A 23375-nucleotide genomic window follows, 5' to 3' on the forward strand; every position below is an offset into this window, starting at 1 on the left:
CTCGACGCGGCAGGAGCGCGCGCGACGCCTGCCGCCGCCTCAGTAGTAGAGCGTGACGCTGCCGAACAGGCCCTTGGCGCGCTGGCTGTCGCCGCCGCCAAGCGCGGCGCGGTATTGCACGCTGAGGTCGAGATAGGAGCGCGCCGCGTTGTAGCGGTCCTCGCGGAACCAGTAGCGCGCGCCGAGGCCCGGCCCGGCGCCCAGCGACCAACTGCGCTGGCTGTCGGACAGGGCGAACGATTGCTTGCCCAGCAGCGGATAGGCGATGCCGCTGACCCGCGAACGCTGGTCCAACCAGTCCGCGGCCACCACCAGCGACGGGGTCAGCACCCAGCCGGTCTGCCCGGCACCGATGCGGTAGCTGCGGCCGGCGCGCACTTCCGCCGCGGCAAACCACTGCGCACGGCGCAGGCGGCCATCGGAGTCGAGCAGGGTGCGGACCGGCGCGCCGCTGGCGTCCACCTGGTCCACGCTGAAGCGTGCGCGGTTGTCGTCCCAGCTGTAGCCGGCCTGCGCGTAGCCGCTCAGCGTCCACCACTGCGACACGTCGGTGCGCATGCCGGTGCCGTGGTAGAAGCCGTAGGTCAGGTACGACGTCCAGCCGCCGGCGCCGCTGTGCAGGCGGTAGCGTGCCAGCGTGTCGGCCTGCAGCGGCTGGTTCGACTCGCGCTGGATGCGGCACTGCACCGCGGCCGCGTCGGCGAACACGCCGCCGCTGCGGCTGGCGCTGCCGAGGAACTGGCGGCGCTCGATGCCCGCGCTCAGGCCGGTGTGGCCGAACGCGTAGCGCACACCGAACGCGCCGATGGTCGATGGCCAGCCTGCAAGCGAACGCGAACGGCGCAGCCGCTCGGCCTGGGTGCGCGCGTCGTCGGTGACCTCGCCGGTGCACGGATCCACCGCGCGCAGCGATTCGAACGTGCCGCCTTCGTCGTACAGCGTGTTGGAGGTCCGCGCATACGCTTCCAGCGTGCCGTGCGCGGTGACGAATGCCCGCGGCCGCCAGAACGCCTCCAGGGTGCCGAACGCCGAATCGCCCGGCGTGCTGATCGCGGTGCCGCCCAGGTTGCTCGCCGCCTGGCGCGCGCCGCGATAGCCGACGGCGGCGGTGATGCCCCACGTGCGCGACAGTTCGGCGATGGCGCCGCGGGTGCCGTCGCGCTGCGCCGGGGCCAGCGGCAGCGTGCCCTGGTCGGCGCGGTCGATCGCGCTGCGCAGCAAGGCCACGGCCTGCGTGGCGTCGCCGCTGGCGGCGCTGGCGTAGGCCTGGTCGAGCACGAGGCTGGGCGGCGCCTTGCCGGTCGCCTCGGCCGCGCGGAAGTCCTCCAGCGCGCGCGCCGGTTCGCCGGCGCGCTGGGCCAGGTAGCCGCGCTGCAGCAGCAGGCCGGCATCGCCCGGGCGCTGCGCCAGCGCCTGATCCAGGCGCTGCCGCGCCTGCGCCTGCTGGGCGCGGTCGCCGGCGGCCAGGGCGGTGGTGAGCAGGGCCTGCAAGCCGCTGTCATCCGGGCGCGCCTGCAGCGCGCGCTGCGCTTCGGCGATGGCGTCCTGGTAGTCCTGCCGCGCGTAGGCGGCATAGGCGCGCTGCGCGGCGCCGCCGCTGCCCTGCAGATCGGCCGGGACCAGGTCGCAGCGGCTGCCGCCGGGCGTCTCGCGGCAGCGCCGCAGCGGTGCCGGGTAGGTCGCCAGGGTCAACGGCTGCGCCGGACGCGGCTGGCGCAGCGCCGCGGCGCGGGCGGCGATGGCCTCGCCCAACTGCTGCCGCGCGGCGGCATCCGCGTCGGCCAGCGGATCGGCCTGCAACGGTTGCAGCAGGCGTGCGGCGCGGTCGCGATCGCCGGCGGCGATCGCCGCGTCCACCGCCAGCAGGCGCAGGTCGCGCCGCTGCTGCGGATCGAGCCCGTCCTGGTCCAGCGCGGCGTCGAAATCGGCATTGGCCTGCGCGCTGCGCGCCTGCAGTTGGCGCAGGTAGGCGCGCATGACCAGCGCCGCGGTGTCGTGGCGGTCGGCCTGCAACGCCTGCTCGGCGCTGGCCTCGGCGGCGGATACCTGTCCGTCCAGCAATTGCGCGGTCATCAGCAGCAGGCGATGCGCGGCCACTTCCGGCGCGTCCGCGACGGCCTGCCGCGCGCATCGGATCGCGGCGCCGAAGTCCTGCGCGCCCAAGGCGCGCTCGCCCTCCTGCGCCGCCGCGCTCGCGCGCTGGTGGCGCAGCGCGGCCCGACGGGCTTGCAGTTCGGCGACGTTCGGCGCGCCCAATTGCAGTGCGGTCGCGATGGCGGCGTCGGCCTGGTCGAAACGCTGCTGCGCCGCCAGCGCGGCCACCCACAGGGTCGCCCAGGCGCCCTGCCGCGGCTGCTGCCGGAACGCCTGCTCGGCCTGCTCCGCGGCCGCGGCCATGCGGCCTTCGTCATAGGCGGCGTAGGCCTGCGTGGCCAGCGCGAAGGCGCGCCGATCGGCCTGCCCGGCGGCGCTGGGCGATGGGATCGGGCGTGGCGCCGCGGCGCCAGGGCGTGCCGCCGCGGGAGCCGCGGCGGCCAGGCCCGGCAGCGCCGGATCCTGCACGCCGTCGGCCAGCGCGCGGCGCGCCTGCGCGCGCGCGGCGTCGGCGCGGCCCAGCTTCTGCAACGCGTAGATCTGCAGCAGGCGCAGCCGCGCCACGTCCGGGCGCAGCCGCACCGCTTCGGCGGCCTGGCGGCTGGCCTGCTGATAGTCGCCGCGCGCATACGCCGCATAGGCGTCCTCGGCGATGCGATAGGCGGCGCCGCTCAGCGGCAGCGGCTGCGGCGACGGCTGCGCCCACGCGGGTGCGCCGCCCAGGCCGAGCAGGCTCAACGCGATCACGCCGGACAACACGCTGATCCTCATGCCTGCACCTCACCGCCGACGCTGTCGCGGGGTTGCGCGGCGCGACGGTACTGCTCGCGCACGGCGGCGGCGATCGCCGCCTCGGTGGCGACGCCGCGCTTGACCAGGTAGTCGCCGATGCGGCCGTCGCGTTGCGGCTTGTAGTCGTCCAGTGCACGCTCGAACTGATCGCGGGCGATCAGCCGCAGCTCCACCAGCAGATCGCCCAGCAGCGGCGCCGCGTCGATCCGGTAGCTCTCGCCGCTGATCAGGCGCAAGCCGGCGTTGATCTCGCTCTCGCGGGCGATGGCCTGGATCAGCACGCTGGCACCGGTGCCCTGCAGCAGCCGCGCCTGCTCGTCCTCTGACAGGGCGTTGGCCACCGCGACCGGCAACTGCTCGGGCGCGCTCGGCGGCAGCGGCAGCAGGCGCCACTGCACGCAGGCCTCGACCGACAGCGCGAACGTCCCGGCCCGCAGGTAGTCGACGTCGATCGTCGCGCGCGGCAGGTCGCCCTGGAAGGCGATGGCCTCGGCCAGGGTCTCGTCGTCCAGCCAGCCCTGCGCGACCAGGATCCGCCCCAGCGGCTGCTGGCGCCCGCTCTGCTGTTGCCGCAGCGCCTGCGCCACGCGCTCGGGCTCGACCGCCTCCCAGGTGGCCAGCAGCTCGCCCAGGCGCCGCCGCGTCTGCACCAGCTGCGCGGCGGACGGGAACTCGTGCATGGTCTTGTCCCACACCATGCGTTTGCCGAACAGCAGATAGAGCAGGAACATGCGCCAGGCGCGCGCGGTGGCCATGAAGTTGATCATGTTGCCGACCACCATGCGCGGAATCGACATCAGCGCATGCTCCCAGCCGTACAGGCGGTTGACGAAGTAGAAGCGCTGCAGCACCCGCGTCAGCAACGCCGCGGTGGTGAGCAGCGCCACGTTCATCTGCCAGGTGCCGCTCTGGAAGACGGTCGGGAACTGCAGGGTCCAGGCGCCACTGACCTTGAGCACCCAGAACAGCAGCAACTGCAGAAAGATCAGGTAGGCGAAGACGCTGACGAAGGAAGTCACGATGCCCTTGCGATCGCGCGCCAGCAGGTACTTGGTCGCCAGCGAGCCGCGCCAGCCCAGCGTCTCCCAGCTCTGCAGGCCGATGCCCAGCACCCAGCGCGCCTTCTGCCGGTACGAGGCGCGGAAGTTGTCCGGGAAATACTCGCGCACGCACAGCGCCATGCGCAGGGTGCGCTCGCGCACCGGGCCCCAGCCGAACCACGACGCGCGGCGCACGCGGAACTGCACCGGGAAGCGCGCGAAGATCGACTGCATGCCCATCGCCGCCAGGCGCGCGCCGACGTCGTAGTCCTCGGTCAGGCTGTCGGCGCTGAACGGCTGGTTGCCGGTGGCCTCGCTCAGCGCCAGCAGCGCCCTGCGCGAGAAGCAGGTGCCGACGCCGGCCGAGGGCACCATGCCGGACACGCTTTCGCGCACCACCAGATCCTTGGCATGCCATTCGGCGAATTCGTCCATGTACACGCCGGCGACCAGCTCGTACCACTCGCGGTCCAGCGAGGTCACCGGCAACTGGATCATGTCCTTGCGCGGCAGCAGGTAGTTGAAGAAGCGCAGCTCCAGCGGATGCAGCACGTCCTCGCTGTCGTGCAGGACCACGCCGGCGAACTGGCCGCCGTGGCGCTTCTCGTACTCGAAGATCGCCAGCACCAGCCAGTTCAGGCAGTCGGCCTTGCTGGTCGGGCCGGGGTGCGGCACCTCGACCCGGCGCATGCGCCTGTAGCGGCGGCACATGCGCTCCACCTCGGCGATGGTCTGCGCGTCGTTGGGATAGGTGCCGACGAAGACCATGTAGTCGTGGTAGTCGAGCACGTCGATCATGTTCTCGACCATCTGCGCGATCACGTCGTATTCGGCCCAGGCCGGCACCATGATCGCCAGCGTCTGTTCGGGCCGCTGCTGCAGGTCCTGCTGGGTCAGCGGCCGGTACTGGCGGCGCTGCTTCACGATCAGGCTGCGCCAGAGTTCGCGCCCCCAGTACCAGGCATCGATGAACAGGTCGTCGAGGCTGGAGACCAGGATCACCACCGCTACCGCCACCGCCGCCGTCTCCAGGAAGGCGTAGTAGTTGGCGAGGTGGATGTTCCAGGCGAGGGCGTCCACCGCCGGTCAGTGCCCGGACGACGCGGCCGCGCGACGACGCCGGACCTGGGTCACGCGCGCGGCCAGCAGCATGAACACGATCACCCCGACCAGCACCAGCAGCCACACCATGTGCTGCTGCCACAGCGGCTGCGGATCGGCCTGCTCGGCCAGGCGCGCGCCACTCGGATCCTCGCCGTTGAAATCCTGCACCTCGCCGCGCGCGTCCAGCAGCGCGAGGGTGCCGCGGGTCAGACGGAACGGCGCGGCGATCTGCGGCCCCTCGCGGCCCAGCTCGCGGTAGATCACGCCGGTCTTGGCGCCGCTGCCGACCACCTCGACCAGCGCCGCGCGATCGAGCCCGGCCAGGTCCAGCAGCACCTGCCCGCCCGGGCCGGCCACGACCAGCTTGCCGTCGCGCACCGCCTCGCTGCGCGCCAGGCCCTGCGGGGCCAGCAGGAAACTGAGATAGGCGCCGCTGGGCGCAATCGCGGCGTTGCCCTCGCCGAGCCGGAGCGTGGCCTGCATCGGCGAGGCGCCGGTCGCGCCCACCAGGCGGATCACCTTGGCCAGCGACGCCGGCGCGTCCTGCAGCCAGGCGGACGGGACGAACAGTTCGTATGGGCCGGCCAGCTGCACGGCGGCGCCGACGAAATCCCCGCCGGTGCCGCGATCGGCCAGGCGCAGGTGGCTGCTGGGCAGCACCGACACCGGATACGCCGTGGCCGGATCGTGGCAGTACGGGCGCGCCGGCTGGCGCTGGAAGCTGATCCGCACCTGGTTGCGCGCGGCCAGCGCGAAGCGCGGCACCTTGGCGACCAGCCGCTGCGGCTTGCCGTCGCCGTTGAGCACCTTGGCGCCCAGCAGGTAGTCGTTGAAGAAGATCGAGGCGACCGCGCCCTGCCCGGCCGCGTTCGGCGCGGCGGCGACGTCGATCACCACCTCGCTGGGCAGGCGGCCGTCGCCGGACAGCGCGCCCAGGTCGAAATTCGCGCTGCGGTCGGCGCGCGCGACGACGTCCACGCTGCCGGCGATGCCGCCCAGCCGGTCGAGCAGCACCACGCCGTCGCCGGTCGGGACCGGCAGCGCCTGGCCGACCCGCAGCGCGCGGCCCAGCGCATAGGCGCGCCACTGCTCGGTGAGCAGGCCGGCGACCTTGGCGCCGGCGCTGGGAGCGACCAGCACGGTCGGGCGCCCGCCGACCAGGGTCACCTGCAGCGACGCGGTGCCCAGCGCTTGCTCGTAGCCGGCCATGCCGGCCGTGCGCCACGCCGCGAACGCCGCGGCCGCCTCCGGCCCGGCCGCGCCGACCTCGCGGCCCAGCGCATCCAGCGCCACGCGCACGCCGGCGCGCAGCGGGTCGCTCAGCACCGCCACGTCGGCCGCGATCGGGCCGGCATCGCCCAGCGACAGCAGCGCGCCGACTTCGGCCGGGCTGCCGATACGGTGGCTGGCGCTGCCATCGGCCAGCGCGGCGTAGGCGGGAATGGCGGCCAGGCTGGCCGGGATCGCCAGCCCGCGCAGATCCACGCTCGCGCCCACCGCCGGCAGCGCGATCACCTCCACGCGCTTGCCGCCGTTCTCCAGCGCCGCGCCCACGCGCCACGCCGCATCGTAGCTGGCGGCGCTGGTGGCGCGGCCGTCCACCAGCACGCGCACCTTGGCCGGCAACGCGCCCCAGGCCTTGGCCACGGTGTCGATCGCGCGGCCGTCGAAGCGGTAGCTGAAGCGCGAGTCCGGCGACAGCCGCAGCACGTTGGCCGGCGCGCTCTGGTCGGCGCACTCGTACTCGGAGACCACCGACCACCAGCCCACGCCGAAGCGCACGAAGCCGCTGGGACGGGCGAAGCCGTCGATGCCGATGCTCTGGTCGAGGTCGCCCTGCGCGTCGGTGATCGCGCGCGCCGCCACCGGGTCGCCGTCGATCGACAGCAGGCTGGAACTGCGCCCCGGATGTCCGCGCAGGTAGCGCGCCTGCACCTGCAGTTGCGCATCGCGGGTGGGCACGCCCGCCGGCACCGGCAGGTACAGCTCGCGCTGGCTTTCCTGGCCGCTGAGCACCAGCGGCTGGGCGACGCCGAGGTCGCGCAGGGTCATCGAGCGCTGCACCGTGGTCTGCCCGGCCCATTCGCCGAACTGCGCGGCGACCGTGTCGGCGGCCGCGGCGGGCGCCGCGGCGGCCAGCAGCGCCAGGGCCAACGGCATGACCGGGAACACGGGGGCGGCGGAACGGCGGCGGGTCTGGGTCATGGCGTCAGTTCGGGAAGAGGGAAATGGAACGCCGCCGCGGCACGGCCGGGGACGAACGGGTCGAACGGCTGGCCACGCAAGGCGGCCACGATCCGCGCCGAGGCGCGGCCGTCGCCGTACGGGCTGGCGTCGGGCAGGAACCGCGCCCGCAGCGCGGGCCGCTCGCAGGCGGCGGCGACCGCGGACACGATCCGCGCCGGCGCGGTGCCGACCAGCGTGACCACGCCGGCCTGGACCGCTTCCGGCCGCTCGGTGACGTCGCGCATCACCAGCACCGGCCGCCCCAGCGCCGGCGCTTCCTCCTGCACCCCGCCCGAATCGGTCAGCACCACGTGCGCGCGCTGCATCAGCCGCACGAAGGCGAGGTAGTCCTGCGGCGCGATCAGGTGCACGTTGTGCAGGCCGCCGAGCTGCGCGTACACCGGGCCCTGCACGTTCGGGTTCAGATGCACCGGGTAGACGATCTGCAGGTCCTGGCGCTGCGCCAGCTCCGCCAGCGCCTGGCAGATGTTGGCGAAGCCGTCGCCGAAACTCTCGCGGCGATGCCCGGTGACCAGCAGCAGCTTGCGTTCCGGCACCAGGAACGGGAACTGCGCATCGACCGCCGCGCGCAGCGCGGCGTCGCGCTGCAGCCGCTCGACGGTCTGTTCCAGCGCATCGATCACGGTGTTGCCGGTGACGCTGATGCGCCCGGCCAGGTGTTCGCGCTGCAGGTTGGCGCGCGAACTGGAGGTGGGCGCGAACAGATGGTCGGCGACCACGTCGATTACCCGCCGGTTCATTTCCTCGGGCCAGGGCCGCTGCAGATCGCCGGTGCGCAGCCCGGCTTCGACGTGGCCGACCGGGATGCGCCGATGGAACGCGGCCATGGCCGCGGTCATCGCCGTGGTCGTGTCGCCGTGCACCAGCACGCGGTCCGGCTGCACCTCGGCGTAGAGGGCATCGAGCTTGGCGAACAGGCGCGCGCACAAGCCGTTGAGGGTCTGGTCGGCGACCATCACGTCGAGATCGTGGTCCGGCGCGATGGCGAACAACGACAGCACCTGGTCCAGCATCGCCCGATGCTGGCCGGTGATGCAGACCTGGGACTCGATGTCCGGCGCGGCGCGCAACGCGCGCACCAGGGGGCCCATCTTGATCGCCTCGGGGCGGGTACCGAATACGCTGAGAACCTTCACCAACCCGCTCCGTGCCACACCGATAGAGTGATATTCATCACACTATAGTGCGGTCCGTCAGCACATTCTACCTGCCCACACCTCTCTGGATGCCCGATTCGGGCACGCCCACCGGCACTGGCAGCGATGCGGTGGCCGGTTTTGCGGCGAAAACCGTTCATTGGCGCGGCGCTGGGCCAGGCGCTGCGGACTGTAGACAGATGATGGCGCCCGACTGGCGGGCTCGCTGCCGAGCGGCTCGGCTGCCGCCTGCCTGGGCTGGCGGCGGGAGACAGGAGACGGGTGGCGCCATTGGCCCTTCTTGACCACGGAGACATGGCACCACGATCGGACATTTTGCGCCGCTCCCCGGTACCGCGCCACGCGGGCCGGGATACGTGCGCGCCCGGCCTGCCGGTCGACTTGGCGATCGCGTGCGCCGGGCCGGACTCCACACCAAGCCGTCGCGCTCCGGCCGTCGCCGGCCCACAAACCCGACTCGCGGAACCGCCGAGGCGCCGCGGCCGCGGCGCGCGCCGCCGCCGCTACAGGTCGTAGGACAGCACGTCCTCGAAACCGAACTTGCCGAAATCGCGGATGCGCGACGGATACAGCCTGCCGATCAGGTGGTCGTGTTCGTGCTGCACCACCCGCGCATGGAAGCCTTCGGCCTCGCGCTCCACGGGCGTGCCGTCCGGGTCCATGCCGCGGTAGCGGATGTGGCGGTAGCGCGGGATCACCGCGCGCAGCCCGGGAATGGACAGGCAGCCTTCCCAGCCGTCCTCCAGTGCGTCGGACAGCGGCTCGATCTGCACGTTGGCCAGCGCGGTGCGCGGCACCGGCGGCGCGTCGGGGTAGCGCGCATTGCTGTCGAAACCGAACACCATCAGTTGCAGGTCCACCGCGATCTGCGGCGCGGCCAGGCCGACACCGCGCGCGGCATCCATGGTCTGGAACATGTCGGCGACCAGCGCATGCATCTGCGCGCTGCCGAAGTCGGTGACCGGCGGCGCCTGGCGCAGCAGACGCGGGTCGCCCATGCGGATGATGTCGCGGATCATGTGTGGGCTCCTTGGCGGCGGGGAGCCACGATTATCTGCCGTGGCGGCGCTGCGCGCAGCAGGTGCGCGCGCCAAGCGCTCCTACATGGGCTGTGTTGCAGCTTGCAGCCCTGCCTACTCCGGCGCGTACGGCGACGCCAGCACCTGCGGGCGGCGGCCGAGGCCGGCGCCGAGGCGGTCGAGTACGAAACGGACATAGAGGTTGGTGCTGAACTGGTTGTAGTCGCGCGCGTTGTTGAAGATCAGCCGCCCGCCCAGGAACAGCTGCGGCGCCAGTTGCCACTCGGCGGCGCCGGCCAGGTTGTACGACACGCCGGTCTTGCTCTGCCCGGCATAGACCGGCGCAGTGTAGGTGTCGACCACGCCGAGCAGCGCGGCCAGCGCGGCGGCGTCGTAGGCGGCCTGCTGCATCTGCGCGCTGGTCGGGAAGTAGGGGCTGTCGTCGCTGCGGAAGTGCTGCACGCCGACGCTGGCGTCCACGCTCCAGTTGACCTTGCGCCCGGACGAACGCCCGCTCCAGTGCACCGGGAAGCCCAGGTCCACGTAGTCCTGCGGACTGAAGTAACCGCCCTGGCCGTAGGTGTAGCCGCTGAGGTTTTTGTCGTACTGCATCGCGGTCAGGTTGAGGCCGGCGGTCAGCGACTGGTTCTCGGTCTCCAGCGCATGCACGTACACGCCCAGGTCCACCTGGCGGTGATCGTTGTCGGCGACGTTGCGGCCGACCAGGCGGTCGGCGCTGAGGCTGGCGTAGCCGCCGAGCAGGCCGTTGTCGAGCGTGGCCGACAGGCGCACGCCGTTGCTGGTCACGCCGCCCCATTCCAACCCGGCGCGGCCATCGTCGACGCCGCCAAAGGACAGCAGGCTGTCGCTGACCGGGCGCCGGAACACCTGTCCCGAGTAGGTCAGGGTCTCGCCGATCTGGCCGCGGTAGCCGACCCCGCCGACGATGCGCCGTTCCGGGAAGCCGATCGGGGTGCTGCCCAGATCGGCGGCGAATCCGCCGTGCTTGTACTTCACCGACACGCCGACGCCGTTGGCGTCCTGACTCAGGCGCCGCGCGCCGGCGCCGTTGGCGGCCATCGTGTACAGCGCCTGGCTGAAACCGGCCGGGGTCAGGCTGGCGGCGGTGGCGTTGGCGGCCAGCGCGCGGAAGCGCGCGACATCGGCGGCGCTGAGGTCGGCGCTGCGCGAGGCGTCGCCGAGGATGTTGCTGGCCAGCGTGGCGATCGACACGTCGGCGGCGACGTTGCCGAGCAGGAACACCGACAGCGGCTCGGCGTACAGCGCCTGCAACGCCGCGGCCTCGCGCTGCGCGTTGGTCAGGCTGGCGTCGGTGTCGTTGTAGAGCTCGTTGTACAGGCCGGTGTTGACCGCATAGGTGCGCAAGGCGTTGCGGGTGGCGTTGGTGTCGCCCTCGGTGAGCAGCAATTGGTACAGGTCGCTGCCGATCAGCGCGTCGATCGGCGTGCGGTCGGCGGCCAGGGCATCGCCCAGCGCCACGCTCGGGCCGGCGCCGAAGCGGCTGGCGGTGGCGTAGGCGGTGTCGAGCGTGCCGGCGTCGAGCAGGGTCGGGGTGACGTCGACGCCGAGCTTGCCCTCGCCCACCGCGAATTCGCCGTGCAGCGGCACTTCCAGGTCGTTCAACCGGCCCAGCCCGGCCTCGCCGTCGCGCGAACGGTAGGTGGCGCCGGCGGCCAGGCTGTCGCTGTTCTCCGACTGCACTTCGCGCAGTTCGTCGAGCACCGTGCCGGTCCGGCCGGGCGCCGCCAGCGCCTGCGCCTGGCGCGCGCCGCCGGTGGGCAGCACGCGGTCGTCGGGATAGGAGGACGCGGCCGGGCCGGCGGCCGGCGCGCGCTGGCCGGGTATCGGCAGCGCAGCCAATTGCACGCCCATCGGCGCGGCCGCGGCGCTGGCCGGCGGCGGCAGGTCGTCGCCGGCGTCCAGGGAACCGGCGGCGGCGTAGGCGCTGCCGCCCGCCGCCGGCGCGGCCGGCAGTGGCGCGCGCGCGGCGCTGGCATAGGCCGGCGCCGGATAGCCGCCGCCGAGGCTGTCGGAGACCACCGCCGGGCTGCGCGGCATGCGCCCGCTCATGCCGGCGAACGGGTTCAGCGGGCGCCCGGCGGCGGCGAACGAGGCCGGGCCGTTGGCGGCCGGCAGGCCGTTGTCGTGCTGCCCGGCCTCGCGCGCCTGCGCCGCCAGCGCGGCGCGGAAGTAGCTTTCGGCCTTGCGGTTCTTGCCGGCGCTGCGGTACACGCGGCCGGCCGCGCTCAGCACCGCCGGCGAGTCCGGCGCCTGCGCCAGGGCGCGCTGCAGATAATCCTCGGCGCTGCCCAGGTCGCGCAGCGCGGCGGCGGTGTTGGCCGCGGCGATCAGCGTGTCCAGGTCGTTGGGCGATTGCTGCAGTTGCTGCTGGTACAGCACCAGCGCCTGGCGCTGGTCGCCGGAGGCGGCATACAGCCGCGCCAGCGCGGCCACCGCCTTCGGGTCCTGGTTCTGCTGCGCCAGCAGCGGCGCCAGCGCGTCGTAGGCCGCTTCCAGGTTGCCCAGTTCGCGCAAGGCGTCCACCTGGCGCAGGGTGTAGCCGCTGCGCAGGGCCTGGTAGCGGCGCTGCTGTTCGGCGCTCATGTCGGTGTCGCGCAACTGGCGCAGCGTGGCCGCCAGTTCGGCGTCCTGCTGCGCGCGCAGCAGCACGCTGGCGTACTGCAGGCGCGCTTCGGTGTTCGGGTTCTGCGCGACCAGCCGCTGCGCCAGGGTCAGCGCGCGCTGGTTGCTGCCGATGTCGGCGTAGGCGCCGGCCATCGCCGCCAGCAGCGCCGGCTGCTCCAGCGCGCCGCCGAGCGCGGCCTCGGTGCGCGCCAGCAACAGTTGCGCCTCGCCGGCGCGGCCCTGCTGTTGCAGCAGTCGCGCCTGCGCGGCCTGTTGTTCGACCCAGGCGGTATTGCGCAGCGCGCTCATCTCCGCCGTTCGCGCCGTGCCGGGAATGCGTTCGAGGCTGGCGTAGGCGCTGGCCCAATCGCCGCGTTCCTGCGCCAGCAGCGCGTTGGCGTACAGCGCCTCGGGCATGTCGCCGTGCACCGCGAGCAGGCCGTCCATCACGCTGCGCGCCTGGTCCGGACGCCCGGCCTGCTGGTACAGCCGCGCCAGGTCCAGGCGCACCCACGGATCGCCGGGGCGCTCGACCATCGCCGCTTCCAGTTCGCTCTGCGCGGTGACCGTGTCGCCGGCCTCGAGCGCCTGCTTGGCGCGGGCGCGCTGCACGTTGGAGCGCAGCGTGGCTTCGCCGCCGGCCTTCTCGCGCTGCGCCGGGCTGAGCCTGGCGAACAGGGCGCTGGCCTCGTCCGCGCGGCCCTGGCGGCTGTACAGGCCGATCAGGCCCTGCAGCGCGCCGGCGTTGTCGGCGCTCAGCGCCAACGCCTGGCGGTAACTGCGCTCGGCCGCGGCCGCATCGCTGGCCGCCTGCAGATCGCCAAGCAGCACGTAGCCGGTGGCCTCGTTGGGCTGCAATTTGAGCGATTGCTGGGTCAGGCGCAGCGCTTCGTCGCTGTCGCCGCGGCTACGCGCGGCCTGCGCCTGCTGCAGTTGCAGCCAGTAGCGCGCGCTGTCCAGCGCCGAACGCCACTTGCCGTTGCCGGCCGCGGCCGGGCGCAGCAGTTCCTGCGCCTCGCCGAAGCGCTGCTGGCGCAGGCGCACCGAGCCCAGCCCGCCGAGCGCGTCGGTGTCGCGCGGCCGTGCGCGCAGCACCTGGGTGAAGCGTTGCTCGGCCAGCGCCAGGTTGCCGGCGTTGAGCGCCTTGAAGCCTTCGCCGAGTTGTTCGCCGGCCGGATCGGCGGCCTGCGCGGCGCGCTGCTCGCCGAGCTTGGTGGCCTTGGCGGCGACCTCGGCATCGTTCGGGTTGGCCGCCAGGAATGCCTGGTACAGCGGCGCGTCGGCGGTGCCGGCGTTGAGCCACAGCAGCGCCTGGCGCCAGGCGGCGCGGGCGGGACCGCCGACATCGGGACGCTTGCTCATCGCCGCGAGCTGGGCGATGCCCTCGCGCCGCGACGGCTCGCGGTAGGTCAGCACCTGCGCCAGCGCCAGCGCCGCGGCGCTGTTGCCGGGCTGCGCGGCGGCCAGGCGGCGCAGCCCGTCGCGGGCGCCGTCCCAGCCTTGCGGCGTGCCGGCCAGTGCCTGGTAGTACTCCAGCGCCAGATGGTCCGGCGGCGCCTTGCCGTCGAACATCGCCTGGTATTCGCGCACCGCCTCCACGTAGCGCCCGGCCGCGGCGGCGCGGCGCGCGTTGCGCAGGTTGAGGTTGTCGCCGGTGCCGCCGATCGCCTGGCTCAGGCGCTGCGTCTGCGGCGCCTGCGGATGCGCCTTCTGCAACTGCTGCAGGCGCTTGCGCGCCTCGCCCTGGCGGCCTTGCGCCAGGTCGATCTGGGCCAGGCCGAGCAGCGCGTCGGGCTGGTTGGGATCCACGCGCAGCAGCTTGTTCCAGGTATCGGCGGCGAGGTCGTCGCGGCCCTGGTCGTGCCAGTAGTTGCCCTGGCTCACCAGTTGCTGCGTGGCGTTGCCCGCCTGCGCGTGCGCGTTGCCGGCGAGCAGGCACAGGTCGATCATGCCGGCCAGGTACAGGGGCTTGAGGTTCATGCGGAACATTGGGTTCTCCAGGCGGGCTGCAGCAGGCCGTCTGCGGAAAAGCGATAGCGGTTGTCGAGCCAGCCGCGTCCGAACAGGACCAGCACCCGATCGTAATAAGGAAGTTTGGCGGCGGCGGCATCGCCTGGCGGGGGAATCCGCTGCGCCTGCGCCTTCAGCAGCGCCGGTTCGCGCAGCGCGCTCAGGTACGGCAGCAGGGCCGCGGAGAAGCCGGGCGGCGCGCTGCCGTTGCCGACGCCCAGGCGGGTGTCGGTCTTCTCGCTCAAGCTGCCCTGCGTGCGCAACTGCTGCAGCGGGCCGGACAGGTCTTCCAGCAGCGGCTTGCGCAGCGGGTCGGCGGCATCGAGCATGCCGGCCCACAGATAGACACGGATGGCGTCGTAGCTGCCCAGCGGCCCCTTGTCCGGATCGACCGCGAACGCGCGGCCATCCCAGGCGATCCAGTCCGGCGCGAAACCGACCGGCGCGCTGTCGCGCAGCAGGCGCGCGCTGCGTTGCGCCAGCCCCGCCCACGGCCCTTTCGGATCGGCGGCGGCGAAGCGGCGCAGGAGCTGGATCGGCAGGTAGCTGGGATTGAGGGTCCAGCGCTGCGGTTTGACGAAGCCGCGCAACGCCGGCAGCAGCATGCCGCCGAAGCCGGGCAACTCGACCAGTTCCTGGCGGCGCACCAGCGCCAATGTCTGCATGCCGGCCTGGGTGTAGCCGGGCCGCTTCCACAGCCGTCCCGCTTCCAGCAGCGCGTAGGCGATCCACAGATCGGCGTCGCTCGCGGTGTTGTCGTCGAGCACGCGCCAGCCGCCGTCGTCGGCGCGGCCCCACAGCCAGGCCGGCAGCACCTGTTGCGGACGGCCGCCGCTGAGGTTGTGCCGGGTCCAGCCGAGTACGCGGTCGAACAGCACCTGGTCGTTGGCGACCAGGGCGAAGAACAACGCGTAGGACTGGCCCTCGGAAGTGCTGCGCTGGTCGGCGTTGCTGAAATCGATCACCCGCCCGCCGTCGTCGATGTGCTTGGCGACGAAGCTGTTCCACTCGCGCCACGGCGCGCACGCCGCGCCCTGCGCGCGCGCGCGCGGCAGCAGCGTGGCAGCGCCCGCGGCGAGCACGCCGCCGAGCAGGCGGCGGCGCTGGCGCGCGTACGGGATCATTGCCCTTCCCGCAGCCGTTGCGCCGAATGCCGCCGCAGCACCACGCGCGCGGCCAGCGCCAGCAGCAGGCTCAGCACCACCACCGCCAACCCCAGCAACAACGGGTGCTGCGAGAAGTACCAGCGCGCCCAGGTCGGCAGCGGCAGGTGACCGACGTAGTAGGTCTGGTTGCCGGCCAGGCTGCGGATCTTGCCCTGCTGCAACAGCACCACGCTGCCCTGGAAGTCCTTCAGCGTGGCCGGCTCGAACCAGGCGTCGAACAGCGCGCCGACGCTGGCCGGATCCTCGGCCAGCAGCGCGACCACGCTGCGCCCGGGCTTGAGCGGCGACTCGAAGCCCATCAGCACCACGTCGCCCGGCGCCGGCTTCACCGCCACCTCGGCGGTGGTCGGCAGGTCGGTGCGGCGCGCGTCGAATGAGAGGAAGCCGGGCAGCTTGTCCAGCACCCAGTCGCTCATCGCGAAGCGCCGGCCGGCGGCGCTCTCGCTGATCGGCAGGTGCTCGCTCCAGCGCTGGAACAGCGGCTGCGAGCGCGAGGAGCCGAACACCAGCAGGTCGCTGTCGGCGTGCTGCTCCACCTCGCCGGCATGGATCAGCGTGGCGCGCAGCGCCGGGTAGCCGGTCGACGCGCCGAGCTTGCCGAGCAGGGTCAGCAGGGTGGACATGTCCTGGTCGCTGGCCTCGTCCGGCACCACGATGGTGGATTCGGACAGGTCGGCCAGGCGCGTGAACGGATAGCCGGCGTTGCCGAACGCCGCCAGGTTCGGCATCGCCATGTAGTGGTGGAACGAACTCAGGTCCACGCTCGAATCGGCGTCGATCGCGCCGGACACGTCGGGGAAGGTGTTCTTGCACTCGCCGGCCTGCGGGCGGTCGAAGAAGAAGTGGAAGCGCAGTTGGCTGTTGGCCGAGAACGGGCCGGTCGGCAGCAGCAGCTTCTGCTCCACCGGCATCGCGCCCTTGGCCTTGAGGTCGTGCCACCACTGCAGCGGCAGCGACTCGGCATACGGCCGCCCGCTCAGCGGCAGCGTGGTGACGAAGGCGTCGTTGATGCTGACGTTGAGCGCGGACTTGTTGCGCACGTCCGGCACCGTGTAGCGGTAGCGCAGGTTGACCGGGATGCCGTCGCGCTGCCACACGAACAGGTCCGGCGGCAGTTGCAGGCCGACTCGGATCAGGTCCGGGTGGTAGCCGCTGACGTTGAGCTGCGAGGTCTGCGCGACCAGGTCGGCGAAGCGCACCGGACCGTCGCTGGAAATCCAGTTCGGTGCGTCGTAGGGCTTGCGCGGCTGCGGCTGCTTGAGTTCGCCGATCCGGGCCACGGCGCCGTTCAACGGCGTGCCCAGGGCCAGCGCGGTGGCCGCCTGCTGCAGGTCGACGTCGTTGCGGCCGAGCACCAGCAGCAGCTTGCCGGCCGGATCGCGCGGGTTGGTCACCACCGCCAGGGTCGGGCCGGCGATCTCGCCCAGGCCGTTCTCGGCGGCGACCAGCTCGGCCGGCAAGGTGTTGGCGGTGGCGAAGAGCACCGCGTTGCCGGTGGCCGGCAGCTCGCCGATGGACGCGGTGAACAGCGCGCCGCGGTAGCCGGCCTGCGCGCCGAACCACGAGGACACGATGCCGGCGCTGCGCAGCGTGGCCAGGTCCGGGCGCTGCTGGAACACGAACGGCAACTCCAGCCGGCGCGTGTCGCGCTTGTCGTAGAACGGCACCGGCAGCAGCGCCAGGTCGTTGGCCAGCACCAGCGGCGTGGTGCTCAGCGACAGCCGCGTGGCCGGGTCGATGTTGGCCCACAGGCTGGTGTGGTCCGGGTCCTCGCACTCGCGGGTGTAGTGGCCGATCAACTGCAGGTTGAGCTGGTTGTAGTCGCTGACGAGGCGCGGGTCGATCGGCACCTCGGCCTGCTGCAGCTTGCCGGCGTTCTCGCGGCTCACCGGCAGGGTCGCCACGGTGACGCCGTTGACGGTGATCTTCAGGTGCGACAGGTCCGGCAGCAGCGCCGGCGAGTAGCTGTAGCGCAGGTGCAGCGTCGCCGCCTCGACCACCTCGTCGGTGCGCGCGCTGAACGACACGCCGGCACTGCCCTGGATGCCGCGCAGGGTGACCTCGTAATCCATGCCGAGCTGCTTCAGCGTCGCCGAGCGCTCCTGCACGCCGAAGGCCGGCTCGGCCGGCGGCGGCAGCGTCGGCTGTCCCGGCACGGGCGCGGCGGCGCCTGGCGCCGCCGGCGCGGTGGCGCTGGCCGGAAGCGTCGGCTCCTGCGCCAGCGCCAGGCCGGACAGGATGGTGAGGCAGCACGCGGCCAAGGCAGGTAGACGCATCGAGGGGATCCGGAGAAAAGAAGGACGGAACGGCAGGCGAGGACGGCTCACGGCGCGGATTCCTCGCCGGTCGGGCGCGCCGCGCGGAAGCCGCCGCGCGCGCTTTCGCCGATGTGCTGGCCCAGGCGCTTGAAGCCGCGCATGCTCGCGGCGAACACCTGGCCCATCGACTTCCAGAACCGGTCGCGGTCGTGGCGGCCCCACTGCGACACCCAGATGTCGGCGCGGGCGAAGGTGCAGGCGACCAGCCAGCGCTCCTGCTCGATCGACATGCTGCGGAACTGCACGCTGATGTGGCCGTCGCGGTCGTGGCGCACGATCGCCGGCAGGCGCTTTTGCAGATGGCGGTGCGACAGGCCCAGGTCGACCAGCGTCTCCGGTTCCACCGGCGCGGCCTCGTCCAGCTTCAGCGCCATGCCGCCGGTGGAGAAGTTGACGGTGCGGCAGGCCAGTTGCTGGCCATCCGGCAGGTACAGCGTGGCCGGGATGTTGAGCGGCACGCGGTGCGAGCGGCGCACCTGACGCATCTCGCTGGCGGTGGCGATGGTGGCGCCGAGCAGCAGCACGTTGTACAGGGTCCAGGCCAGGTTGAACCAGATCGTCTGCGCTTCGCCGGTGGCGTCGGTGTAGATCAGGCGCATCGCGCCGGCGGCCAGGCCGGCCAGGTTCAGCACCAGCAGGAACAGGTAGGGCTTGGCGATCTGCCGGTCGAAATAGCTGCGCGTGACCAGGCCGCCCTTGGGGGTGACGTTGAACTTGCCGAGCTTGGGATTGAACAGCGCCACCAGCGTGGGGCGCAGGATGTACCAGGCCAGCGTAGTCTCGTAGACCTCGTTCCACAGCAGGTGGCGGAACTTGCCCTGGGTGCGCAGGTTGGTCAGGTTGGCCTGCAGGATGTGCGGCAGCGCGTAGGCCAGGATCATCAGCGCCGAGGCGTGGATCACGTGCGCGCCGAAGAACAGGAACGCCAGCGGCGCGGTCAGGTAGATGATGCGCGGCAGCCCGTAGAAGAAGTGCAGCATCGCGTTGGCGTAGCACAGCCGCTGCGACAGGCGCAGGCCCTTGCCGAGCAGCGGGTTGTCCAGCCGCGCGATCTGCGCCATGCCGCGCGCCCAGCGGATGCGCTGGGCGACGTGGCCGGACAGGCTCTCGGTGGCCAGGCCGGCGGCCTGCGGCACGGTGATGTAGGCGCTGCGGTAGCCGCGGCGGTGCAGCTTGAGCGCGGTGTGCGCGTCCTCGGTGACCGTTTCCACCGCCACCCCGCCCACTTCCTCCAGCGGCTTGCGCTTGATCACCGCGCACGAGCCGCAGAAGAACGTGGCGTCCCACTGGTCGTTGCCGTCCTGCAGCAGGCCGTAGAACAGTTCGCCTTCGTTGGGCACCTTGCCGTGGTTGCCGAGGTTGCGTTCGAACGGGTCGGCGGAGAAGAAGTAGTGCGGCATCTGCACCACCGCCAGCTTGGGGTCGCGCAGGAACCAGCCCATCGCCACCTGCAGGAACGAGCGCGTGGGGATGTGGTCGCAATCGAAGATCGCCACGTAGTCGCCGCTGGACTTCTTCAGCGCCGCGTTGATGTTGCCGGCCTTGGCGTGGAAGTTGTTGGTGCGGGTCAGGTAGTGGATGCCGGCCTGCGCGCAGAACGCGCGGAACTCCTCGCGGCGACCGTCGTCGAGCAGGTAGATGTTGAGCTTGTCCGCCGGCCAGTCCATCACGCTGGCGGCCAGGATGGTGGAGCGCACCACCGACAGCGGCTCGTTGTAGGTGGGAATGAACAGGTCCACCGTCGGCCATTCGGCCTGGTCGGCGGGCAGCGGCACCGGGCGCCGGTTCAACGGCCACAGCACCTGGAAATAGCCCAGCACCAGGATCGTGAAGGCGTACACCTCGGCCAGCAGCAGGCCCAGGCCGAGGCTGAGATCGACCGCGCTGCTCACGCCCATGGTCTGGGTGATGCGCCACCAGATGTAGCGCGAGGATACCGCCAGCGACAGCGCCATCATCACCAGCACCGCCAGCCGGCTGCCGCTGCGGCGCAGCAGCATGGCCGCGGCGAACACCACCAGCGAGAACAGCAACTGCTGCGGCACGTCCATCGGGATGGCGACCACGAACACCAACAACAAGGCGCCCAGCGCCCACAGCGACCAGGTGGCCAGCGTGTGCATGGGTTGACCGGCACGCGATGCGGACGCAGCGCTCATCAGCGATTCCTAGCGAAGAAGGGCGACGCGCCGCGCGTTTTCCCCTCCGCGCGACGCCAGGACAACGATACGCGGCGCCAGCGGCGCGCGCACGCGTCAGCGGATCTGCAGCCGCTTGAGCGGGCTGTCGGGCGACGGCACGCGATCGCGGCCGGTCTCCAGCAAACGTTGGAACAACTGGTTCAACGGCGTGGCCGCGCTGGGGGCGGCGGGCGCTGCGGACTCCGGCTCCGCCGGCTCGGCCACCAGCGGCCTGGCCACCGGCAGCACCGCCACCGGCCTGGATTCGGCCGGCGCACGCACCACCGACAAGGCCGGCGCCGCGGCCGGCACGGCCGGCGGCTGCGCTTCGATGGCAGGCTGCAGTTCGGCGGCCGGTGCGGGCTCGGCGACCACCGGCTCCGACACGCTCAGCCGTGCCCCGGAGAAGTCCTGGTAGGCGCTGGCGCCCTGGCTGCCGAGCTTGGCGAACAGGCTGGAAATGTCGTCGGCCGCATCGCTGCCGGCATGGTCGGTCTTCTTCTTGGACATCGATCACCCCCTAAGATGATTGTGTGTCTGGTGGCATCGAGTACCCACGGTCAGGCGACCCGGCACAGCACGAAACGACGCACGTCCTGGTCGATGGCCGGCACCGCGCGGATCCCCAGACCCGCCAGCATGCCGGCCTGCTCGAACCAGGCGTGGTACACCCCTTCCAGAAAGCCATCGGCCCCGGCCGTCTCCCCGACCAAAGCGATCTGCAACGGCGAGCCCACGTGGTGCAGGTCGACACGGTCGGTCTGCTCCTCGAAGCGCGCATAGCCCCACTCCACCTGCTCCCAGACCCGGTTGGCCGCGCCCTGCAGGTCCTCCAGCGTCGCGCAGCGTCCGATCGGATGCGCGTCGGCGAAGCGGCGTCCGATCCGCGCCATCAGCAACGCCATGTCCTCGGCCCCCAGCTCCGCCGCGAACTCCTGCGCCAGCGCGCGCAGGAAGCCGCGCCACTGCCGCGAGCAGGCCTGAGTGCGGAAATGCGTCTGCGGCTCGGTAGGACTCATCGGATGCTGCCTGCGGTGGAGAAACGGCACGGCCAGTGCCGGACGAAGACTACCGAGCAAGCTTGATGCCAAGATGGCGATCGCTGCCAATAACGAGACACAGTTCTCACTTTAAGGCCTATAATACCCAAATGCTGCGCCACAGCAAGCGTTTTCGAGGCGTCCGGGGCGTGTTGTCCATTTTCGCCGCAACCGGTTCGGAAGTCGCCCCGCCACGTCTCATTCCGGAAGATCGGCCGCCACGTCAAAGACTTGGCGCAGATAGGCCAGATAGGCGGGGTCGTCGCACAGGGTCTTGCCCGGCGTGTCGCTGAGCTTGGCCACCGGCTGGCCGTTGCAGCGGACCATCTTGATGACGATCTGCAGCGGCCGCGGCCCCAGGTCGTTGGTCAGGTGCGTGCCGACGCCGAAGGCGAGCATGCAGCGGCCGCGGAAATGCGTGTACAGTCGCATCACCTTGTCGATGTCCAGGCCGTCGCTGAACACCAGGATCTTGCTGCGCGGGTCCACCCGGTGCCGCTGCAGATGCGCCAGGATGCGTTCGCCCCAGTCGAACGGATCGCCGGAATCGTGGCGCATGCCGTCGAACAGCTTGCAGAAGTACAGATCGAAGTCGCGCAGGAAGGCCTCCAGCCCGACCACGTCGGACAGCGCGATGCCGAGGTCGCCGCGGTACTCGCGCGCCCACGACTCCAGCGCCGCGGCCTGCGAATCGCGCAGCCGCGGGCCCAGCGCCTGGAACGCCTGCAGATACTCGTGGGCCATGGTGCCCAGCGGGGTCAGCCCGTAGCGCCAGGCGAAGTACACGTTGCTGGTGCCGACGAACTGCGCGCCCAGGGTCTGCTGCAGCACCGGCAACAACTCGCCGTGCCAGGCCCGCGAATAGCGGCGACGGGTGCCGTAGTCGGCGATCGCGCAATCGCCGTAGCCGCTGCTGCCGCGCAGCAGCGCGATCTTGGCCTGCAACCGGCGCAGGCCCTCGGCATGGTGGTCGCCGCCGGCGTTGCGGAACCAGACCTCGTTGATGATCGCCAGCAGCGGCACCTCGAACAGGATCGTGTGCAGCCACGGCCCGCGGATGTGCAGCTCGATCTCGCCGGGCACCGTGGCCGACGCACGCAGTCGCAGGTACTTGCGGTCCAGGTGGAACAGCGCCAGGAAATCGGCGAAGTCGGGCTTGATGAAGCGCAGCCCGCGCAGGTAGTCCAGTTCCTCGTCGCGGAAGCGCAAGGCGCACAGCGCATCGATCTCGGCGGAGATCTGCTCCAGGAACTGCGCCAGATCCACGTCCGGGGTGCGGCACTTGAAGCGGTACTCCACCTGCGCGCCGGGATGCTGATGCAGCACCGCCTGCATCATGGTGAACTTGTAGAGGTCGGTGTCCAGCAGCGATTCGATGATCATCGCGCGATTATGCGCCCAGCGTCGTCTCCGCCCCGCAACACGCGCCCCGGCGAAACACGGCATGGCCGCCACCGTGACCAGGCCCGGCGCCAGCGCCGACCATGCCCTGACGCGCCATCGCGGCCGCGGCCCGCCCTGACGGTTGGCCATGGGAAGAGGTGCCACGCATGCGTGCGACACGCCCGCGCGCGCTCGTCGTCGGGATGGGGGTGCTGTGTTCAGCCAGGACGCCGAACGCACAGCTTGGCGAAGGTCACCCAGGCATGCAGCCAGATCACCGCCCACACCGCCGCGCGCACCGGCAGCGGCCGCGACGGCGCCTCGAACTTGCGGAAGTAGCGCCACAGCCCGCGGTGCTTGTGCCATTCCACGAACCACGGCCGCTTGCGGCTGGACACGCCGCGTACGTGCAGCACGCGCAGGTCGTTGCACACCGCCACCACCGCGCCGGCCTGGCGCGCGCGTCGGCACAGGTCCAGGTCCTCGGCATGCAACCGATAGCCGGCGTCCCAGCCGCCGATCCGCTCGAACAGAGCGCGCGGCAGCAGCATCAGCGCGCCGGAGATCGCGTCCACCCGCTGCAGCGGCTGCGCCTGATCGACCGCCAGCGCCAGCCGCGAGCCGGCCAGCGGATGCCGCAGCATCGCCGCGAAGTCCGGATCGCGGCGGCGCACCGCGGCATCGGGGCGGCCGTGTTCGTCGACCTGCTCCACCCCCAGCAGCGCATCGCCGAGCGCGGCGACCTGCGCGCGCAGCAGCGCCAGGGTGTCGGCCTCGACCAGCAGGTCCGGATTGACGAACGCCAGCCAGGGCGCGTCGCTGGCCGCCGCGCCCTGGTTGCAGGCGGTGGCGAAACCGGGATTGTCGGGGTTGGCGACGAAGCGCACGCGCCGGTCCTCCAGCGCGTGGCGCTGCACGATCGCCAGGGTGTCGTCGCGCGAGGCGTTGTCGACCACGCGGATCTGCGCCACCTCGGCCGCCGCGCGCAAGCGCTGCAGGCAGGCATCGATGGTGCTGCCGCTCTCGTAGGTCACCACCACCACGGCCATCTGCTGTTCGCTCATGCGGCGATTATCCGGGCAAAGTCGCGTGCGCAGTAGCGCTGTCGCGCATGCGCTTCCGACCGTCGCGTCGGTGACTCGGCAGGACTGTTCGAGAACGCCGCACAGGCATGCGCCG

The 23375-nt window shown here is 71.9% G+C and carries 13 protein-coding genes; all 13 read right to left on the minus strand.

All coding sequences use genetic code 11. The features are described from left to right. Positions 1-39: 39 nt before the first annotated feature. Complete coding sequence (locus AB3X07_RS18955) at positions 40-2865, minus strand: NfrA family protein (protein WP_369940302.1); 2826 nt, start codon at positions 2863-2865, stop codon at positions 40-42. Then, positions 2862-5006, minus strand: a complete 2145-nt coding sequence (locus tag AB3X07_RS18960; RefSeq protein ID WP_369940305.1) for a glycosyl transferase family protein — start codon at positions 5004-5006, stop codon at positions 2862-2864. Before AB3X07_RS18960 ends, AB3X07_RS18955 begins: the two co-directional genes overlap by 4 nt. 6 nt (positions 5007-5012) lie before the next feature. Beyond that, the gene (locus AB3X07_RS18965) at positions 5013-7235 is read right to left on the minus strand and encodes a hypothetical protein (protein ID WP_369940306.1); all 2223 of its coding nucleotides are present in this window, start codon (positions 7233-7235) and stop codon (positions 5013-5015) included. Further along, complete coding sequence (wecB, locus tag AB3X07_RS18970) at positions 7232-8413, minus strand: non-hydrolyzing UDP-N-acetylglucosamine 2-epimerase (RefSeq protein WP_369940307.1); 1182 nt, start codon at positions 8411-8413, stop codon at positions 7232-7234. The genes AB3X07_RS18965 and wecB overlap by 4 nt, the downstream gene beginning before the upstream one ends. A 524-nt stretch (positions 8414-8937) precedes the next feature. Further along, a complete protein-coding gene (locus AB3X07_RS18975; RefSeq protein ID WP_369940308.1) occupies positions 8938-9453 on the minus strand; it encodes a peptide deformylase in 516 nt (171 codons plus the stop codon). Between the two features lie 114 nt (positions 9454-9567). Beyond that, positions 9568-14088 (minus strand): cellulose synthase subunit BcsC-related outer membrane protein, encoded by a 4521-nt coding sequence (locus tag AB3X07_RS18980; protein WP_369940310.1) that lies wholly within the window; start codon positions 14086-14088, stop codon positions 9568-9570. Then, complete coding sequence (gene bcsZ, locus AB3X07_RS18985; protein WP_369940311.1) at positions 14076-15233, minus strand: cellulose synthase complex periplasmic endoglucanase BcsZ; 1158 nt, start codon at positions 15231-15233, stop codon at positions 14076-14078. Before bcsZ ends, AB3X07_RS18980 begins: the two co-directional genes overlap by 13 nt. Continuing rightward, complete coding sequence (bcsB, locus tag AB3X07_RS18990) at positions 15230-17551, minus strand: cellulose biosynthesis cyclic di-GMP-binding regulatory protein BcsB (RefSeq protein WP_369940313.1); 2322 nt, start codon at positions 17549-17551, stop codon at positions 15230-15232. Before bcsB ends, bcsZ begins: the two co-directional genes overlap by 4 nt. Before the next feature lie 47 nt (positions 17552-17598). After that, a complete protein-coding gene (gene bcsA, locus AB3X07_RS18995) occupies positions 17599-19752 on the minus strand; it encodes a UDP-forming cellulose synthase catalytic subunit (RefSeq protein WP_369940315.1) in 2154 nt (717 codons plus the stop codon). A 96-nt stretch (positions 19753-19848) separates the two neighbouring features. Next, a complete protein-coding gene (locus AB3X07_RS19000) occupies positions 19849-20283 on the minus strand; it encodes a hypothetical protein (RefSeq protein ID WP_369940317.1) in 435 nt (144 codons plus the stop codon). Between the two features lie 50 nt (positions 20284-20333). Next, positions 20334-20792, minus strand: coding sequence for a cellulose biosynthesis protein BcsD (bcsD, locus tag AB3X07_RS19005; RefSeq protein WP_369940318.1), 459 nt, complete (start codon positions 20790-20792; stop codon positions 20334-20336). Positions 20793-21011: 219 nt separating this feature from the next. After that, on the minus strand, positions 21012-22196 hold the full coding sequence (gene pncB, locus AB3X07_RS19010) for a nicotinate phosphoribosyltransferase (protein ID WP_369940319.1): 1185 nt from the start codon (positions 22194-22196) through the stop codon (positions 21012-21014). A gap of 218 nt (positions 22197-22414) precedes the next feature. After that, positions 22415-23260, minus strand: a complete 846-nt coding sequence (locus tag AB3X07_RS19015) for a glycosyltransferase family 2 protein (RefSeq protein ID WP_369940321.1) — start codon at positions 23258-23260, stop codon at positions 22415-22417. Between the last annotated feature and the right edge of the window lie 115 nt (positions 23261-23375).

Origin of the sequence: Xanthomonas sp. DAR 35659, from assembly GCF_041242975.1 — a bacterium.
In the GTDB taxonomy this organism is placed as follows: domain Bacteria; phylum Pseudomonadota; class Gammaproteobacteria; order Xanthomonadales; family Xanthomonadaceae; genus Xanthomonas_A; species Xanthomonas_A medicagonis.

Bases quoted from the DNA above. Each gene is read 5' to 3' on its own strand.
- AB3X07_RS18965 (WP_369940306.1), bottom strand. From the start codon at position 7,235: ATGACCCAGACCCGCCGCCGTTCCGCCGCCCCCGTGTTCCCGGTCATG.
- bcsB (WP_369940313.1), bottom strand. From the start codon at position 17,551: ATGCGTCTACCTGCCTTGGCCGCGTGCTGCCTCACCATCCTGTCCGGC.
- bcsZ (WP_369940311.1), bottom strand. From the start codon at position 15,233: ATGATCCCGTACGCGCGCCAGCGCCGCCGCCTGCTCGGCGGCGTGCTC.
- AB3X07_RS19015 (WP_369940321.1), bottom strand. From the start codon at position 23,260: ATGAGCGAACAGCAGATGGCCGTGGTGGTGGTGACCTACGAGAGCGGC.
- pncB (WP_369940319.1), bottom strand. From the start codon at position 22,196: ATGATCATCGAATCGCTGCTGGACACCGACCTCTACAAGTTCACCATG.
- AB3X07_RS18980 (WP_369940310.1), bottom strand. From the start codon at position 14,088: ATGTTCCGCATGAACCTCAAGCCCCTGTACCTGGCCGGCATGATCGAC.
- bcsD (WP_369940318.1), bottom strand. From the start codon at position 20,792: ATGAGTCCTACCGAGCCGCAGACGCATTTCCGCACTCAGGCCTGCTCG.
- bcsA (WP_369940315.1), bottom strand. From the start codon at position 19,752: ATGAGCGCTGCGTCCGCATCGCGTGCCGGTCAACCCATGCACACGCTG.
- AB3X07_RS18975 (WP_369940308.1), bottom strand. From the start codon at position 9,453: ATGATCCGCGACATCATCCGCATGGGCGACCCGCGTCTGCTGCGCCAG.
- AB3X07_RS18955 (WP_369940302.1), bottom strand. From the start codon at position 2,865: ATGAGGATCAGCGTGTTGTCCGGCGTGATCGCGTTGAGCCTGCTCGGC.
- AB3X07_RS19000 (WP_369940317.1), bottom strand. From the start codon at position 20,283: ATGTCCAAGAAGAAGACCGACCATGCCGGCAGCGATGCGGCCGACGAC.